Here is a 15344-nt window from a genome sequence, read left to right on the forward strand (position 1 = left end):
GGATTTTCTGTGATGTCGACTACAAAACACGCGAAAGTACTCATTCTGGGCTCAGGCCCGGCCGGTTATACCGCAGCAGTCTATGCCGCCCGCGCCAACCTCAAGCCGGTACTGGTCACAGGCATGGAACAAGGCGGTCAGTTGATGACCACCACCGACGTGGACAACTGGCCGGCGGATGCGCAAGGCGTCCAGGGGCCTGATCTTATGGCACGTTTCCAGGCGCATGCAGAACGATTCGAAACAGAATTAATCTTCGACATGATCGCTTCCGTGGACCTGGGCAAGCGACCCTTCACCCTGAAGGGGGACAGCGGCACGGTCTATACCTGCGACGCCCTGATCATCGCCACCGGCGCCTCGGCCCAGTACCTGGGCCTGCCCACGGAGCAGGAATTCATGGGCCGCGGCGTATCGGGCTGCGCCACCTGCGACGGCTTCTTCTACAAGAACCAGGACGTCATCGTGGTGGGCGGCGGGAATACGGCCGTGGAAGAGGCCCTGTACCTGTCCAACATCTGCAAGACCGTCACCCTGGTGCACCGCCGCGACACCTTCCGCTCGGAAGCCATCCTGACCGACAAGCTGATGGACAAGGTCGAGAACGGCAACATCCGCCTGAAGCTGCACTACGAGCTGCAGGAAGTGCTGGGCGACGCCTCCGGCGTGACCGGCGTGCGCCTGAAGAACAACCAGACCAATGCCACGGAAGACCTGGACGTGACCGGCGCCTTCATCGCCATCGGCCACAAGCCCAACACCGGCATCTTCCAGGGCCAGCTGGACATGCACGACGGCTACATCACCACCCGCAGCGGCCTGCAGGGCATGGCCACCATGACCTCGGTGCCGGGCGTCTTCGCCGCCGGCGACGTGCAGGACAACATCTATCGCCAGGCTATCACCAGCGCCGCCAGCGGCTGCATGGCCGCCCTGGACGCACAGCGCTGGCTGGATGAAAACGAGTAAGCCCAAGGCCGTGGGCAACAGCCTGGCCGACCTGAAGAAGCTGCAGAACCAGGTCCGCCAGGCCGAATCGCCCGCGCCCGAACCCGCTCGCCCCCAGCGCCGGCAGCGCCCTCGCCCGCCCGATCCGGGCAGCAAGCCCGCTCGCCGACCCAACGTCTTCCAGCCCGTCGCCGAACCGTCGTCCCGATTGGATCCCGCGGACCTGGCCCTGCTGCGCCAGTCGCTGCGCGACGTGGCGCCGCTCAAGAAACGCGGCCAGTCCGCGCCGACCGCGCGCCCGGTCGCCACCCGGGAGCAACTGGAACAGCGCCGCCGCCATGCGGTCGGCGACCCCTTGGCGCCGCCCGCCCTTCCGGCGGCCTCGGACCAGTACGTCAGCGTCAAAGGCGAAACCAACGACCGACGCCACCTGCGCCCGGGCTGCGGCACCGACGTGCTGCGCGACCTGGAGCGCAACCGCTGGCCTATCGAATCCAGCCTGGACCTGCACGGCTCCGACCTGGAACAGGCGCGCGAACGCCTGGACAATTTCCTACGCTCCTGCCTGGAGCACAATGTGCGCTGCGTACGCATCGTGCACGGCGCAGGCTACGGCTCACGCAACGGGGAACCCGTGCTCAAGCACACGGTGCGCCGCTGGCTGACCCAACTGCCCGCCGTGCTGGCTTTTGTGGAATGCGCGCCCAACGAGGGCTGCGACGGTGCAGTCAAGCTCGTGCTGCAGGCGCAGTCGCCCGCGCAGGAGCCACGGCGCTGACCACGCGCCGGCCTCGCCGCTGACGACGGATTCAAGCGCGACCGGCCGGATACGGTGTGGAAAGCGTCTGGTCGCACAATGCTCCAGCCGCCAGGCCAAGAAGGGGCTTCAGCCGAGGCCGGACGTGAAAAAGGCCAGCTTGCGCTGGCCTTTTCCTTGTTGTTGTTATGTTGTACTGCATATTGCTTTTATAGTGTCGACCGCTCGATGTCAGTCTTTATGCCCTGCTTTGCGGGCTATGTCTCCTCACCTGCATGAAACGCATTGTGCCCCAATTATGACAATGTCACACTTAGGGAATGCACTGATATCTGTTCAAGCTGAAAACAAGAGCCGCCTCTTTATTTAAGCCTAAATTAGTTGTCGCCAGGCGGCAGCCCTTTCAGGGCGCGCTTCAGGAACACCTGCATTTCCTTTTCGGCCTGCTTGTCGCCGTGCTGGCGGGCGATCTCCAGTCCATGCTCCAGTACGCTCCTGGCCTGCGCCAGCTGACCGCTGTCCAGCAGAACCCGCCCCAGTTGCTTCCAGGCAGCGGTGTAATGTCCATCCATCTGGACGGCGCAGCGCAGATGCGCCTCGGCCGCCGCCAGATCTCCGTCAGCCAGGCAGGCATTGCCCAGCCCCAGCCGGAGCAGGGCGCTGTCCTTGCCGGCCGCCAGCAGTTTTTCCAGTCCTTCGCGCATCGTTCCGCTCCAAAAAAATCGTCGTGCCCAGGCCGGCGCATCGAACACACGGCCAACTTTCATCGTAGAAGAAACCCGTCCATTGTTACAAGAAGCGCAAGGTCCATGCGTATATTGTCGCTTGAAACGGCAAATGATAAATTTTCAGCATGGACACCCCAATTCGACCTTCCTCAGAACATCATGCAGGTCTGGCCGAAGTCGCCCGGACCCTGGGGCATCCTTTACGCCTGGCGCTGCTGGAGCACCTGGCGCAGGGCGAACGGCATGTCGAACGTCTGGCAGCCCTGACAGGCCAATCCACCGCGGCCGCCTCCCAGCATCTACAAGCCCTGCGGCGCATGGGCTTCGTGCAGGCGCGCCGCAATGGCAAGCACAAAGTGTATCGGCTGGGCGATGGGCCGGTCCTGATCTTGCTGGCTGCGCTGCAGCATTATGCGAACTCGACGGAGCACGGCCTCTATCAATCCTCCGGCGCGCCCTCCTGCCCCGGCATGCATCTGGAAGAATTCCTGCGCACCCCGCAGCGGGACCGCCCCTTCCTGCTGGACGTCCGCCCGCAAGACGAGTATGCCCTGGGACACGTGCCCGGCGCCATCAACATTCCCGAGGATGAGCTGATCCGGCGGTTGCCCGAGCTGCCGCGTTGCCGCCGCTTGGTGGTCTACTGTCGCGGGCCGGCCTCTCCCCTGTCGGCCCGCGCCGTCCAGCTGTTGTGCGCCGAAGGCTGGGACGCCTGTCGCCTGGAAGGCGGATTTCCGCAATGGCAAGCGGCCGGACTGCGCGTGGACATGCCCAGCATCATTTCAGAAAACCCTTGAAAAACAATAAATTGAAAGTCGGGTTTTAAGCATATAACTATTTTATATCCAAACAATTAGCCCCCAATTGCTAACATGCCCCGAAGCTTCAGGGCGAGCATTGCGCGACGACGGGCTCATGACCGCTTCGACGAAGAACGCGTCCCAGGCGCTTCGCTCGCGCCCTGAAGGCAACCGCTCCAGCGCCGTCCCAACGGCCGCCGCTTCCCAGGAATCCTTCGCAACAAAAGCAAGAACGCCGCTTCATGACTATCCATTCTTCCCGTGATCGCGCCATGCATCTGGCCGCCTTCGTCGTTGCCGGCCCGGTATCGGGCTGCCACGGCGGCTGGCGCCACCCGGCTGCCGACACGCAACTGCTGTCCGCCTCCTATTACACCCGCCTGGGCCAATTGCTGGAGCAAGGGCGCTTCGACATGCTGTTCCTGGCCGACATCCTGGCCATCCCGCGCCGCTACCAGGGCCGGATGGACAGCCAACTGCAACTGGGCGCGCTGGGCGCCTTGCGCCTGGACCCCATGATCGTACTGTCGCTGATCGCCGGCGCCACCCGCCACCTGGGCCTGGCCAGCACGATCTCCACCTCCTACTTCAGCCCCTACGCCGTGGCGCGTTCGCTGGCCACGCTGGATCACCTGAGCGCCGGGCGCGCCGCCTGGAACATCGTTACCTCCTTCCAGCAGGCCGAGGCCGCCAACTTCGGGCTGACCGACCAGTTGAGCCGCGACGAGCGCTACGACCGCGCCGAGGAGTTCGTGGAAGTGGCCTGCAAATTGTGGGATAGCTGGGATGACGAGGCCCTGCGCCTGGATGCCGCCACGCCCCAGTTCGCCGACCCGGCCCGCGTGCGCGCCATCGACCACCAGGGCAAATGGTTCAACGTGCAAGGTCCGCTGAACGTCAGCCGTCCTCCCCAAGGACGGCCGGTCTTCATCAGGCCGGCGCCTCGGGCCGCGGCAAGGACTTCGCGGCGCGCTGGGCCGACGTCATTTTCGTGACTCATTCCTCGCTGGAATCCGCCCAGGCCTTCTATACGGAAATGAAAGAGCGCGCCGCCCGTTTCGGGCGCTCGTCCGACAGCCTGCGCATCTTGCCGGGCATCGTGCCCATCGTCGGCGAGACGGAGGCCATCGCCCTGGAACAGGAAAAGCTGCTCAGCGACCTGACCGATCCGGAGTCCGGCCTGTCCACGCTGTCCTATCACCTGGACATCGACCTGTCCCAGTTTCCCCAGGACGAAGTCCTGCCGGACCTGGACGTGCCCGGCGTGCAGGGCCACTACAAGGAAGTGGCCGAGCTCACCCGCCGCAGCGGCATCGGCCTGCGCGAGCTGGGCCACCGCTACGGCATCGGTCCCTTGCGCGACTTCGTGGGCTCGGCCGACAAAGTGGCCGACAGCCTGCAGCACTGGTTCGAGGCCGGCGCCTGCGATGGCTTCATGATCCAGGTGCCCTACCTGCCCGGCGGACTGGAAAGCTTCGTACGCCTGGTCGTGCCCCGCCTGCAGGACCGCGAATTGTTCCGTCGCGACTACACCGGCGACACCCTGCGCGAGCATCTTGGGCTGGAACGCCCCGCTCGCATCTGAAAGGAGCCGACATGGCCAAGAATCACGTGGACAGCCGCCTGAGCGGCCAGGCAGGACGATTCCTGCTGCAGGCCCGCGACCAGCACCTGGTCGTGGACGCATCGGCGGGCCGCGGCGGCCAGGCCCAGGCCTGGCAGGCGGCCGAGCTGCTGCTGGGCGCCCTGCAGACCTGCTCGCACGCCGTCATCGACGACGAAGCACGCCAGCAGGGGCTGAACGACTACGCCCTGCGCATCGAAGCCGACTGCGAGAACGACGAGGAGCAGCCCGGCCACTACCGCTACATCACGCTGGACTATCACTTCCAGGGCGTCAGCCAGGAGCAGGCGCAGGACCTGGTGGCCCGCTTCCAGGCCGTCTGTCCCATCTACGGCTCGCTGTCCCGGGGCGCCCCGGTCAGCGTGCGCGTCTTCAGCACCCGCTGACCCCCTGAAACAACTCTTGCAAAGCACGCACCCATCATGAAACTGAAACACCGGGCCGCCGGCCTGCTGGCCGCCGCATCCCTGGGCCTGGCCACCCAGCAAGCCATGGCCCTGACCATAGGCACCATCCTGTCCACGACCGGGCCCGCCGCCTTTCTGGGCGAGGATATGAAAGCCGGCATGGAAATCGCCGTCAAGGAAATCAACGCCGCCGGCGGCATAGCCGGCGAGCCCGTCAAATGGGTCTTCTACGACGCCGAAAGCCAGACGGCCAAGGCCCTGGCCGCCACCCGCCGCCTGCTCTCGCAGGACAAGGTGGACATCATCGTGGGCGGCGGCAACATGAGCGGCATCGCGCTGGCCATGGTCCCCCTGAGCGCCCAGGCAAAGACGCCCTTCATTTCCACGGAAGGTTCGCTGGCCATCGTGGACCCGGCTGAACAGCGCCCCTGGGCCTTCAAGAGCACGGTGGACGACCGCCAGGTCTTCGAGCGCCTGGCCGACTACTTCCGCAAGCAAGGCATCACCCGCGTGGCGCTGCTGCACGACACCAGCGGCTTCGGACAGGCCGCCGCGGAGGAACTGAAGAAGATGGCTCCGGGCCTGGGCCTGGACGCCCGCTTCGAGGCCTTCGCGCCCACCGACACCGATCTGACCCCGCAGCTGACCCGCATCAAGAACAGCGATGCGCAAGCCGTGCTGTGCTGGACCGTGACCCCGGCCGGGGTGATCTTCAACAAGCAGGCCACCCAGCTGGGGCTGACCGACCGCACGCTGATCCACAGCTACGGCTTCGTGTCGCAGAAGTACATGGAACTGGCGGGCGATGCCGCCGGCAACGTGCTGCTGGTGTCCGTCAAGTTTCCGGTGGGCGCCGACCTGCCCGACAGCGACACCCAGAAAGAAGTCATCGCCGAGCTGACCCGCAAGTTCGAGGCCCGCTACGGCCGCAAGCCCAACCAGTATGTCGCCCAGACCTATGACGCCATCCAGCTGGCCCGCCAGGCCCTGGAGCGCAGCGGCGGCGACAAGGACAAGACCCGCGCGGCGCTGGAGGCCATACAGGGCTACCACGGCGTGGGCGGCACCTTCAACTTCTCGGCGCAGCGCCACTCGGGCCTGTCCAAGAGCGACATCGTCCTGCTGAAGTGGCAGGACGGCGCGTTCCGCCTGCACGACTACCAGTAGCGCCCGACGCGCAGCGGTCCCGCGGGGCCGCCGCGCTCCACTTTCGAGATCGACCTTGGACAGTTCCTCTTTTCTCCAGATCATCCTGTCGGGACTGGGCAATGGCAGCATCTACGCCCTGATCGCCGTGGGTTTCAACATCATCTTCAAAAGCACGGGCGCGCTGAACTTCGCGCAGGGCGAGTGGGTGATGCTGGGCGGCATGCTGGCCGCCTTCTGCTTCAATGACGCGCACCTGCCGGTATGGCAGGCCTGCCTGCTGGCCGGACTGGCCGTGGCCCTGGTCGGCGCGCTGACCGAGCGCCTGCTGATCCGCCCGCTGGTCAACCAGGCGCCTTGCGCCCTGACCCTGGTGACGGTGGGCATCGCCTTGCTGTCCAAGAGCCTGGTGATGCTGACCCTGGGCAAGAACCCCGTCGGCTATCCCGGCCTGTCCGGCCGGGAGTTCGTGCAGTTGAGCGGGGCTTCCATCGCCAGCCAGACCCTGTGGATCCTGGCCATCACCCTGGCCCTGATGGCGCTGACCCATGTGTTCTTCGCCCATACGCGCTGGGGCTGCGCCATGCGCGCCGCGGCCGCCAACCCGGCCGCCGCGGCCCTGGTGGGCATACGCCACCGCCGCGTCGTGCTGGGCTCCTTCATCATCGCCGCCGCCGTGGGCGGCCTGGCCGGCACCATCCTCACCCCGCTCACCCTGCTGTCCTACGACAGCGGCGCCACGCTCGGCTTCAATGGTTTCAGCGCCGCCATGCTGGGCGGTCTGGGCAGCCTGCCGGGCGCCACCCTGGGCGGCCTGCTGCTGGGCCTGCTGGAGGCGCTGGTCAGCGGTTACGTGACCTCGCAGTTCAAGGACGCGGCCGCCTTCCTGGTCCTGCTGCTGGTGCTGCTGCTGCGTCCGCAGGGCCTGCTGGGCAAGGCGGAGATCAACAAGCTATGAACGCCTGCCTGAACCCCACGGCGCGCCGTCTCGTCCCGCTCTGGCTGCTCCTGCTGGCCTGGCCCTGGCTGGCGCCCAACGACTACGTGCTGAGCCTGGGCTCGACCTTCTTCATTCATCTGCTGCTGATCGCCAGCCTGAACCTGCTGGTGGGCTATACCGGCCTGACCTCGCTCGCGCACGCCGCCTTCTGGGGCCTGGGCGCCTATGCCAGCGGCATGCTCGGCGTGCACGCGGGTCTGTCGCCCTGGCTGGGCACCGCGGCCGCCATGCTGCTGTGCGCGCTGTGCGCCGCCCTGGTAGGCTGGCCCACGCTGCGCCTGAGCGGCCACTACCTGGCCATGGCCACGCTGGGCTTCAATGCCATCGTGTCGGTGCTGCTGGTGGGGCTGGTGGACTGGACCGGCGGACCCAACGGCCTGATCGGCATCCCCGCCTACCGCCTGGGCGACTGGGAGCTGGCCGACGCCGCCTCCTTCTACTGGCTGGGCTGGCTGCTGACCGGCGCCGTGATGCTGAGCCTGTGCTTCCTGGAACAATCCCGCAGCGGCCGCGCCTTGCGCGCCATACGCAGCAGCGATGTGGCCGCCGCCTGCATGGGCATTTCCGTGCTGCGCTACAAGATCGGCGTCTTCGTGCTGGCCAGCGCCATCGCCGGTCTGGCCGGCGCCTTGTTCGCGCACCAGAACCAGTTCGTGTCGCCCGATTCCTTTTCCTTTTCCACCTCCATCCTGTTGCTGGTCATGGTGGCCATCGGCGGCTTCGGCAGCTATTGGGGCGCTTTCCTGGGCGCGCTGCTCTATACCGCCCTGCCCGAGCTGATCCGCAGCTTCCACGACGTGGAGCTGCTGATCCTGGGTGCGGCCATGATCGTGGTCGTGGGCTTCATGCCCGCCGGCCTGGCGGGCCTGCTGCGCCGACTGGGCGGCAAGTCCGGGAGAGTCTCATGAGCACGCCCATCCTGCAACTGGACAAAGTCAGCCGCCACTTCGGCGGCCTCAAGGCCGTGGACGAGGTATCGCTGACCGTGCAGCCGGGCGCCATCCACGCCCTGATCGGGCCGAACGGCGCTGGCAAATCCACCCTGTTCAACCTGATCACCGGCGTCAATCCCGTATCGGGCGGCCGCATTCTGTTCCAGGGCCGGCCCGTCGAGCACCTGCCCGCGTACCTGCGCATCCAGGCCGGCATGGCCCGCAGCTTCCAGAACCTGCAGTTGTTCGCCGACATGACGGTGCTGGAAAATGTGATGGTCGGCTGCCACCCCCGCACCCGCAGCACCTTGTGGGACGCCCTGCTGAACACCCGCCGGCAGCGCCGGGAGAATCGCCACGGCCGGGAGCGCGCCATGCACCTGCTCGAGCAGCTCGGCCTGCAGGCCAAGGCCGGGCAGCCTGCCGGCGCGCTGAGCTACGGCGAAGGCAAGCTGATGGAGATTGCGCGCGCCATGGCGTCCGAGCCCAGCCTAGTGCTGCTGGACGAACCCCTGGCGGGCCTTCCGGCCGGCGCCATCGAACACGTTGAACAGGCCATCCGCTTCCTGCAAAGCCAGAAGGTCACCACCGTGCTGGTGGAACACAATGTGCGCGTGGTCATGCGCCTGTCCGACCACATCACCGTCCTGAACAATGGCCGGCGCATCGCGGACGGCGCCCCGGCGCAAGTGCGCGAAGACCCGGCCGTGCTCGATGCCTATCTGGGAGAAGGCCACCATGCTTGAAGTCGAATCCGTCTCGACCTGGATAGGCCAGGCGCGCATCCTGCACGGCGTGGACCTGCGCCTGCAGGCCGGGGAGATCGTTTGCCTGCTGGGGCCCAACGGCGCCGGCAAGTCCACGCTGATGAACACGCTGGCCGGGCTGCTGCGCCAGCGCGAGGGCCGGATCACGCTGGACGGGCGCACGCTGGACGCGCTGCCGGCCGACAGGCGCATCCGGCAAGGCCTGTCCCTGTCGCCGGAAGGCCGACAGGTCTTTGCGCCGCTGAGCGTGCGCGAGAATCTGCAGATGGGCGCCTACAGCCGCCGCGACCGGCAAGCCGTGCGCCAGGACCTGGAGTGGGTGCTGGACGTATTCCCCAAACTGGAGCAGCGGCTGGAACAGACCGCCGGCACGCTCTCGGGCGGCGAGCAGCAGATGCTGGCCATCGCCCGCGCGCTGATGGGCAGGCCGCGCTGTCTGCTGCTGGACGAACCCTCGCTAGGGCTGGCGCCCAAGATCGTGGCCGAGATCTTCGCCACCATCGCCCGGCTCAGCCGCGACGGCCTGGCCATCCTGCTGGCCGAACAGAACGCGCGCATGGCCTTGGGGGTCTCCCAACGCGCCTACGTCCTGAGCGAAGGCCGCATCGTGCGCGAAGGGCCGAGCGCCGAACTGGCCGCCGACCCGGCCATCCAGCAGGCCTATCTGGGCGTGTAGGGCGGCGCCTTCGAGAATGAAGCCCGACGCGCCAGCCTGACCACCTGCCATGTCCGGTTGCCGGCAACAGGAACGGAGCTCGGCCGAAACCTGTCCGGCCCTGCTCTGCAGGCCTTCAGTCAAGCCGTAGACGTCACGGCAGACGCCATAAAGGGGTATCAGGCAGATTGCAAATCGGCGTTTGCATATGCAATGCCGGATTTGAATTGATGCGGCATTGGACTACTTGCTGAAAAGCGCAACAGAATATCCGTGCGTTCCGCGTTTTCTCCTATGGAAGCTTGCTCCAGATCAGCCATAAGCGCTTACATCGCGCCCGTCCCGGAAATGTAGGATGCAAGTGCAAGGTGCCAAGAAGCAGCGTTCCTACCGCAGAAACGGTAACGGCGCCCCCAGCACAGGAGACAGCACCATGACCCGTCTTACCGAACCCGTCCCCCGTCCAGGCGACCTTCCGTCCAACGGCATTCCCAATCACGAGCCCCTTCCGGGCAATATGTCGGGTGAAGACCCCTTGCCGGATATGGACCCCGAGCCGCAACCAGACCTGGACCCCGAACGCCTGCCCGGCCATGAGCCTGGCGAGCCTTCCCGTCCAAATCCGAATGATCCCGGACGCGTCTGAAACACACCCGCATCCTGGCCCCATCTCCCTCGTGTTTAAGCCGCTCTACGAGCGGCTCTTTTTTTGCAGGGATATGCTGAGGCATTGGCATTGTCGAACGCCAACGGAAACAATCGCCGCAAAAACGAGCAAAATGCTTACAGCCTTGCAAGATGATCATGTGACGATGGCACTTAAGGCGCACGCGGCCGTCCGCGCTGCAAAAAACGGCTGGGCGCCGGATCCACTCATCAGGAGACTGCCATGAGATATGTCATCGATCCAACCAAGGCCCCCGACACGACGCCGCCCGGCAAGACGCCCAACCCCGAGCCCGATCCTGAACGCATTCCCGGCAGCAGGCGGCCGGTGCAGGAGGACAGGGACAAGACGTCGGACACGGGCCCCAACCGCAATCCAGGGCAGCGCCCCGGCAATCAGCCGCATCGCACACCGCACGAACCCGGCAGGGCCTGAACCCTGTCCTGTTATTTCTGCTCCTTCTGCAGCCGCCGGGCCGCCTAGTGGGCGGCCTTTTCATACTTCGCCTTTCCTGAGCCTGAGGCGACAGTCGATTACACAAAATACATTTGCACATAAATGGCAAACATACTTCTATAGACTGAATTTTGTTTCAAGAATCGGCATGAATCCTCTCATGCATCCATGCCTGAAACTGCGGCTGACCCTGCCGTTTCGACTGTAGCTCCACTACCAGGAGAAAAGATATGGCCAAGTTTGACCACGGCACCATGTGCATCATGTGCCAGACACTACCGCTATCAAAACCTCACACGCTGGGGCATGCGAATATGCAGCCCCTGACCCGGCTGGAGGATTTCGGAGAAAACGGTACCGAAAGCCTGTATCGCTGTTCGGTCTGCCATACCCACTGGCTGTACCAACTGGACAAATGGCAGGCCTGCCTCGGATTCAAGCTGTGGTCCGGCGACTTGCACAGCTACCGGACCCAAGACAGATTCTCGCGCGTGACGCCTGATCAAATCGGCCTTCAGAAAGCCTTCCCCGGCCCGATGCCGCATTGAGGAAAAAAGTGGACGACTCATTCGCCTACCCCGCGGACAAAAAAACCGCCGGCCATGAAGGCCGGCGGTTTCGCCTGCATCGAAGGGGCCCGCAGGCCCGCAGCGATTACATGTTTTCGATCATGACTTCGCCGAAGCCGGAGCAGGACACCTGGGTGGCGCCTTCCATCAGGCGGGCAAAGTCATAGGTGACCTTGCGGGACGTGATGGATTTTTCCATGCTGGAGATGATCAGGTCGGCCGCTTCGGTCCAACCCATGTGGCGCAGCATCATTTCGGCGGACAGGATCAGCGAACCGGGGTTCACGTAGTCCTTGCCGGCGTACTTGGGCGCCGTGCCGTGCGTGGCTTCGAACATGGCCACGGAGTCGGACAGGTTGGCGCCGGGAGCGATGCCGATGCCGCCGACCTGGGCAGCCAGGGCGTCGGAGATGAAGCCGCCGTTCAGGTTCAGCGTGGCGATCACGTCGTATTCAGCGGGACGCAGCAGGATCTGCTGCAGGAAGGCGTCGGCGATCGAATCCTTGACGGTGATCTCGCGACCGGTCTTGGGATTCTTGAACTTGCACCATGGACCGCCGTCGATCAGCTCGGCGCCGAATTCGTTCTGGGCCAGGGCATAGCCCCAGTCGCGGAAGCCGCCTTCGGTGAACTTCATGATGTTGCCCTTGTGGACCAGGGTCACGGAAGAGCGGTCGTTGTCGATGGCGTACTGGATGGCCTTGCGCACCAGGCGCTCGGTGCCTTCGCGCGACACGGGCTTGACGCCGATGCCGGACGTGCCGGGGAAGCGGATCTTGTTGACGCCCAGGGTGTTCTGCAGGAAATCGATCAGTTTCTTGGCGTTTTCGGATTCAGCGGCGAACTCGATGCCGGCGTAGATGTCCTCGGAGTTCTCGCGGAAGATGACCATATTGGTCTTCTCGGGTTCACGCACGGGCGATGGCACGCCATTGAAATAACGCACGGGGCGCAGGCAGACGTACAGGTCCAGCTGCTGGCGCAGGGCCACGTTCAGGGAACGGATGCCGCCGCCCACGGGGGTGGTCAGGGGACCCTTGATGGAGACGACGTAGTCCTTGACGGCATCCAGGGTTTCTTCAGGAAGCCAGACGTCCGAACCGTAGACCTTGGTGGATTTTTCGCCGGCGTAGACTTCCATCCACTGGATCTTGCGCTTGCCGGCGTAGGCCTTGGCCACGGCGGCGTCGACCACCTTGATCATGACTGGCGAGATATCCACACCCGTGCCGTCACCCTCGATGTAGGGGATGATGGGTTGATCGGGGACGTTCAGGGAAAAGTCCGCGTTGACCGTGATTTTCTGCCCCGACGCGGGGATCTTGATGTGCTGATAAGACATGGATGCTCCAGTTGTGCTCCAATAATAGAAAATGGCTAAACACGGAACGCGTCGGCGTTTCCGGAGTCTTATATAAGAGTTTAACTTATTCCTGCGCAATCATGCGCCTGCAGACTCGATGTTTGCCAAGAATTTCTCCATTCCGTGCGGATCATTGATTCTACACGCCCCAGGCGCCGACGTGCGCAGCCCGCGCAAATGGCGGCCCGATAGTAAAATGCCCGGGCGCAATGCGCCCCTGCGGCCCGGCCGACTTTTTATTTCAAGACTAAACCATGTTCAATCCATCCCGCGAGCAGGTTCGCCAATTCTTCATCGAAGCCTGGCAGAAGCACCAGGGCGGCCATCTGTTGACCGCCCTGGAGACCATGGCCGTGGACCTGATGCAGCAGCACCCCGAATATCACGAAGACCTGCGCAACCCCGACGCCGTGGCCCAGGACTATTCTGTGGAACAGGGACGCACCAATCCCTTCCTGCACCTGTCCATGCATCTGGCCATAGACGAACAGCTGTCCATCGATCAGCCGCCAGGCATCAAGGCCGCCTACCAGAGGCTGCTGGCCACGCACGACCGCCACGAAGCCGCGCACGTCATCATGGAAGCATTGGGGGAAGTGATCTGGGAGGCCCAGCGCCTGGGCGCGCCGCTGAACAATGAACGCTACATCGAGCTGATCCTGCGGCACGCCACGCGCAACTGAAGGTTTTATTTCCGCACGGACAAGGGCCCCGGCAGGCTGGCCAGCCAGGCCGAGATGCTGTCGATGTCCGACTGGGCGAGCGTGGACGCCATGGCGCCCATCACGGCGTTCTTGCGGATGTTGGATGTAGCCGGCGCGCCGGCCTGGCCGCGCTGGTAGGCCATCAGGGACTGGCGCAGATAGTCCGCGTGCTGCCCGGCCAGTATCGGATATTCCGGATTCAGCGGCGTCTTGGCGTCGGCCCCATGGCAGGACGCACAATTGAACTTCTTCCAGGCCGCTTCGCCCGCCGCTTTCAGATCGTCGGCCGCCAGGGCGCCGCCCGCCCAGGACGTCGCCATCCCCAGCGCCATCAGCAGTACTGCTTTTTTCATGCTTGCACCCCTTCTTATTGTTTGGTGCCGGCGTAGTACGCCGCGATATCGGCCATGTCCTGCTCCGACAGGCTTTGCGCGATAGCCTGCATGGTCGGGAAGGTACGGGCCCCGCTGGCGTATTCCTTGAGCGCGGCCTGGATGTAGGCCGCCCCCTGCCCGCCGATCATGGGCACGTGATAGACCTCGGGGAAGCTGGCCTTGTAGCCGGGCAGGCCGTGACAGCCTATGCACATGGAGACCTTGTCGCGGGCCGCCTGAGGGTCGGCCTTGGCGGCCGGAGCGTCCTGCGCCAGCGCCAGGGGCCCCAGACAGGTGGACGAGACCAGAAGAATGGAAGAGACATACCGCTTCATTTGCAACTTCATCATCGCTATTCGCTTTGTCGTGGAGTTGAAAACGGTCCGGGTCAGGCTCTCGCGTCAATTACAGCACGGGGTGGGATAACGCGACACCTGCCTTTTGTGATGCTGACCGACGAGTACTGAGTCGATTGTATGATAATTGCCAAGGATGATTGATACTAGTGTTTATCCCTGAAAAACCATTCTTGACAGATCAACATTTCATGCCAGTCACAGGATCCGCATCATGACCACCGCCTCCCGTTCCGGTACGCCCGCCACCTTCGAAGGCACCGACCAGTATGTCGCCACCGACGACCTGAAGCTGGCGGTGAATGCCGCGCTCAGCCTGCAGCGCCCCCTGCTGATCAAGGGCGAGCCCGGCACGGGCAAGACGCTGCTGGCCCTGGAAGTGGCGCGCGCCCTGGATCGCCCGCTGCTGCAGTGGCACATCAAGTCCACCACCAAGGCGCACCAGGGCCTGTACGAATACGACGCCGTCTCGCGCCTGCGCGACTCCCAGCTGGGCGAGGAGAAAGTGCGCGACATCGGTAACTACATCGTGCAGGGCGTGCTCTGGCGGGCTTTCGAGTCCAAGCAGCCCAGCGTGGTGCTGATCGACGAAATCGACAAGGCCGACATCGAATTCCCCAACGACCTGCTGCAGGAGCTGGACCGCACGGAGTTCCATGTGTACGAGACCCGCCAGACCGTGCAGGCGCGCCACCGGCCCCTGATCATCATCACGTCCAACAACGAGAAAGACCTGCCCGACGCCTTTCTGCGCCGCTGCTTTTTCCATTACATCCGCTTCCCCGACCGTGCAACGATGGAGCAGATCGTGGCCGTGCATTACCCGGACCTGCGCAGCGACATCCTGGCCAGCGCCCTGGACACTTTCTTCGCCTTGCGCGATGTTCCGGGCCTGAAGAAGAAACCTTCCACCTCCGAATTCCTGGACTGGCTGCACCTGCTGCTGGCCAACGACGTGCCGGCCGACGCGCTGCAGGAACTGGACCAGGGATTGCCGCCGCTGGCGGGCGCCCTGCTCAAGAATGAACAGGACCTGAGCCTGATGCAGCGCCTGGCCGCCATGAGCCAGAAAACCCAGCGGCGGAGCTGAC

20 protein-coding genes and 1 pseudogene are annotated in these 15344 nt (G+C 64.4%); 16 read left to right on the forward strand and 5 right to left on the reverse strand.

The genetic code is table 11. From position 1 onward, the window contains the following. The first annotated feature begins 12 nt into the window (after nucleotides 1-12). Both trxB and ACWPWO_RS11555 read left to right on the forward strand, forming a co-directional pair. A complete protein-coding gene (gene trxB / locus ACWPWO_RS11550; RefSeq protein WP_394061026.1) occupies nucleotides 13-969 on the forward strand; it encodes a thioredoxin-disulfide reductase in 957 nt (318 codons plus the stop codon). Continuing rightward, nucleotides 956-1726 carry a Smr/MutS family protein gene (locus ACWPWO_RS11555; protein WP_454006716.1) on the forward strand — a complete coding sequence of 257 codons (771 nt, stop codon included), beginning with the start codon at nucleotides 956-958 and terminating at the stop codon, nucleotides 1724-1726. The genes trxB and ACWPWO_RS11555 overlap by 14 nt, the downstream gene beginning before the upstream one ends. A 356-nt stretch (nucleotides 1727-2082) precedes the next feature. Here ACWPWO_RS11555 and ACWPWO_RS11560 read toward each other — a convergent pair whose 3' ends face one another. Further along, nucleotides 2083-2409 (reverse strand): tetratricopeptide repeat protein, encoded by a 327-nt coding sequence (locus ACWPWO_RS11560; RefSeq protein ID WP_454006717.1) that lies wholly within the window; start codon nucleotides 2407-2409, stop codon nucleotides 2083-2085. A 149-nt stretch (nucleotides 2410-2558) separates the two neighbouring features. Here ACWPWO_RS11560 and ACWPWO_RS11565 point away from each other — a divergent pair, with 149 nt between their 5' ends. The 9 genes and pseudogenes from ACWPWO_RS11565 (at nucleotide 2559) to ACWPWO_RS11605 (ending at nucleotide 9785) form a co-directional block, all read left to right on the forward strand. Then, the gene (locus ACWPWO_RS11565; protein ID WP_454006718.1) at nucleotides 2559-3230 is read left to right on the forward strand and encodes an ArsR/SmtB family transcription factor; all 672 of its coding nucleotides are present in this window, start codon (nucleotides 2559-2561) and stop codon (nucleotides 3228-3230) included. A gap of 275 nt (nucleotides 3231-3505) precedes the next feature. Next, nucleotides 3506-4051: pseudogene (locus ACWPWO_RS11570) on the forward strand (LLM class flavin-dependent oxidoreductase); the annotation flags it as partial. 50 nt (nucleotides 4052-4101) lie between these two features. Further along, nucleotides 4102-4818, forward strand: coding sequence for an LLM class flavin-dependent oxidoreductase (locus ACWPWO_RS11575; RefSeq protein WP_454006719.1), 717 nt, complete (start codon nucleotides 4102-4104; stop codon nucleotides 4816-4818). A gap of 11 nt (nucleotides 4819-4829) precedes the next feature. Then, nucleotides 4830-5243 carry an OsmC family protein gene (locus tag ACWPWO_RS11580; protein WP_454006720.1) on the forward strand — a complete coding sequence of 138 codons (414 nt, stop codon included), beginning with the start codon at nucleotides 4830-4832 and terminating at the stop codon, nucleotides 5241-5243. Nucleotides 5244-5279: 36 nt separating this feature from the next. Continuing rightward, nucleotides 5280-6431 (forward strand): ABC transporter substrate-binding protein, encoded by a 1152-nt coding sequence (locus ACWPWO_RS11585; RefSeq protein ID WP_454006721.1) that lies wholly within the window; start codon nucleotides 5280-5282, stop codon nucleotides 6429-6431. Nucleotides 6432-6486: 55 nt separating this feature from the next. Further along, nucleotides 6487-7368: a branched-chain amino acid ABC transporter permease gene (locus ACWPWO_RS11590; RefSeq protein ID WP_454006722.1), complete on the forward strand. Its 882-nt coding sequence runs from the start codon at nucleotides 6487-6489 to the stop codon at nucleotides 7366-7368. Next, the gene (locus ACWPWO_RS11595; protein ID WP_454006723.1) at nucleotides 7365-8318 is read left to right on the forward strand and encodes a branched-chain amino acid ABC transporter permease; all 954 of its coding nucleotides are present in this window, start codon (nucleotides 7365-7367) and stop codon (nucleotides 8316-8318) included. Before ACWPWO_RS11590 ends, ACWPWO_RS11595 begins: the two co-directional genes overlap by 4 nt. Further along, nucleotides 8315-9088 (forward strand): ABC transporter ATP-binding protein, encoded by a 774-nt coding sequence (locus tag ACWPWO_RS11600; protein ID WP_454006724.1) that lies wholly within the window; start codon nucleotides 8315-8317, stop codon nucleotides 9086-9088. The genes ACWPWO_RS11595 and ACWPWO_RS11600 overlap by 4 nt, the downstream gene beginning before the upstream one ends. Further along, nucleotides 9081-9785 carry an ABC transporter ATP-binding protein gene (locus ACWPWO_RS11605; RefSeq protein WP_454006725.1) on the forward strand — a complete coding sequence of 235 codons (705 nt, stop codon included), beginning with the start codon at nucleotides 9081-9083 and terminating at the stop codon, nucleotides 9783-9785. The genes ACWPWO_RS11600 and ACWPWO_RS11605 overlap by 8 nt, the downstream gene beginning before the upstream one ends. Before the next feature lie 158 nt (nucleotides 9786-9943). Here ACWPWO_RS11605 and ACWPWO_RS11610 read toward each other — a convergent pair whose 3' ends face one another. Continuing rightward, on the reverse strand, nucleotides 9944-10084 hold the full coding sequence (locus ACWPWO_RS11610; RefSeq protein ID WP_454006726.1) for a hypothetical protein: 141 nt from the start codon (nucleotides 10082-10084) through the stop codon (nucleotides 9944-9946). Between the two features lie 113 nt (nucleotides 10085-10197). Here ACWPWO_RS11610 and ACWPWO_RS11615 point away from each other — a divergent pair, with 113 nt between their 5' ends. The 3 genes from ACWPWO_RS11615 (at nucleotide 10198) to ACWPWO_RS11625 (ending at nucleotide 11435) form a co-directional block, all read left to right on the forward strand. Next, on the forward strand, nucleotides 10198-10410 hold the full coding sequence (locus tag ACWPWO_RS11615) for a hypothetical protein (protein WP_454006727.1): 213 nt from the start codon (nucleotides 10198-10200) through the stop codon (nucleotides 10408-10410). A gap of 243 nt (nucleotides 10411-10653) precedes the next feature. After that, nucleotides 10654-10866, forward strand: coding sequence for a hypothetical protein (locus tag ACWPWO_RS11620; RefSeq protein ID WP_394061049.1), 213 nt, complete (start codon nucleotides 10654-10656; stop codon nucleotides 10864-10866). A 251-nt stretch (nucleotides 10867-11117) separates the two neighbouring features. Next, nucleotides 11118-11435: a hypothetical protein gene (locus tag ACWPWO_RS11625; protein ID WP_454006728.1), complete on the forward strand. Its 318-nt coding sequence runs from the start codon at nucleotides 11118-11120 to the stop codon at nucleotides 11433-11435. Between the two features lie 106 nt (nucleotides 11436-11541). On the opposite strand, the gene icd is transcribed toward ACWPWO_RS11625, so the two are convergent. Beyond that, a complete protein-coding gene (icd, locus tag ACWPWO_RS11630) occupies nucleotides 11542-12798 on the reverse strand; it encodes an NADP-dependent isocitrate dehydrogenase (RefSeq protein ID WP_454006729.1) in 1257 nt (418 codons plus the stop codon). Between the two features lie 275 nt (nucleotides 12799-13073). On the opposite strand from icd, the gene ACWPWO_RS11635 reads away from it, so the two are divergent. Continuing rightward, a complete protein-coding gene (locus tag ACWPWO_RS11635; protein ID WP_394061052.1) occupies nucleotides 13074-13502 on the forward strand; it encodes a DUF1841 family protein in 429 nt (142 codons plus the stop codon). Nucleotides 13503-13507: 5 nt separating this feature from the next. On the opposite strand, the gene ACWPWO_RS11640 is transcribed toward ACWPWO_RS11635, so the two are convergent. Together ACWPWO_RS11640 and ACWPWO_RS11645 are read right to left on the reverse strand one after the other, a co-directional pair. Then, entirely contained in the window at nucleotides 13508-13876 is a 369-nt protein-coding gene (locus ACWPWO_RS11640) for a c-type cytochrome (protein WP_394061054.1), read from the reverse strand. 14 nt (nucleotides 13877-13890) lie between these two features. Further along, nucleotides 13891-14232, reverse strand: coding sequence for a c-type cytochrome (locus ACWPWO_RS11645; RefSeq protein ID WP_454006730.1), 342 nt, complete (start codon nucleotides 14230-14232; stop codon nucleotides 13891-13893). 235 nt (nucleotides 14233-14467) lie between these two features. Here ACWPWO_RS11645 and ACWPWO_RS11650 point away from each other — a divergent pair, with 235 nt between their 5' ends. Continuing rightward, nucleotides 14468-15343: an AAA family ATPase gene (locus ACWPWO_RS11650; RefSeq protein ID WP_454006731.1), complete on the forward strand. Its 876-nt coding sequence runs from the start codon at nucleotides 14468-14470 to the stop codon at nucleotides 15341-15343. Nucleotide 15344 lies beyond the last annotated feature (1 nt).

This window comes from Alcaligenes sp. Marseille-Q7550 (genome assembly GCF_965112015.1).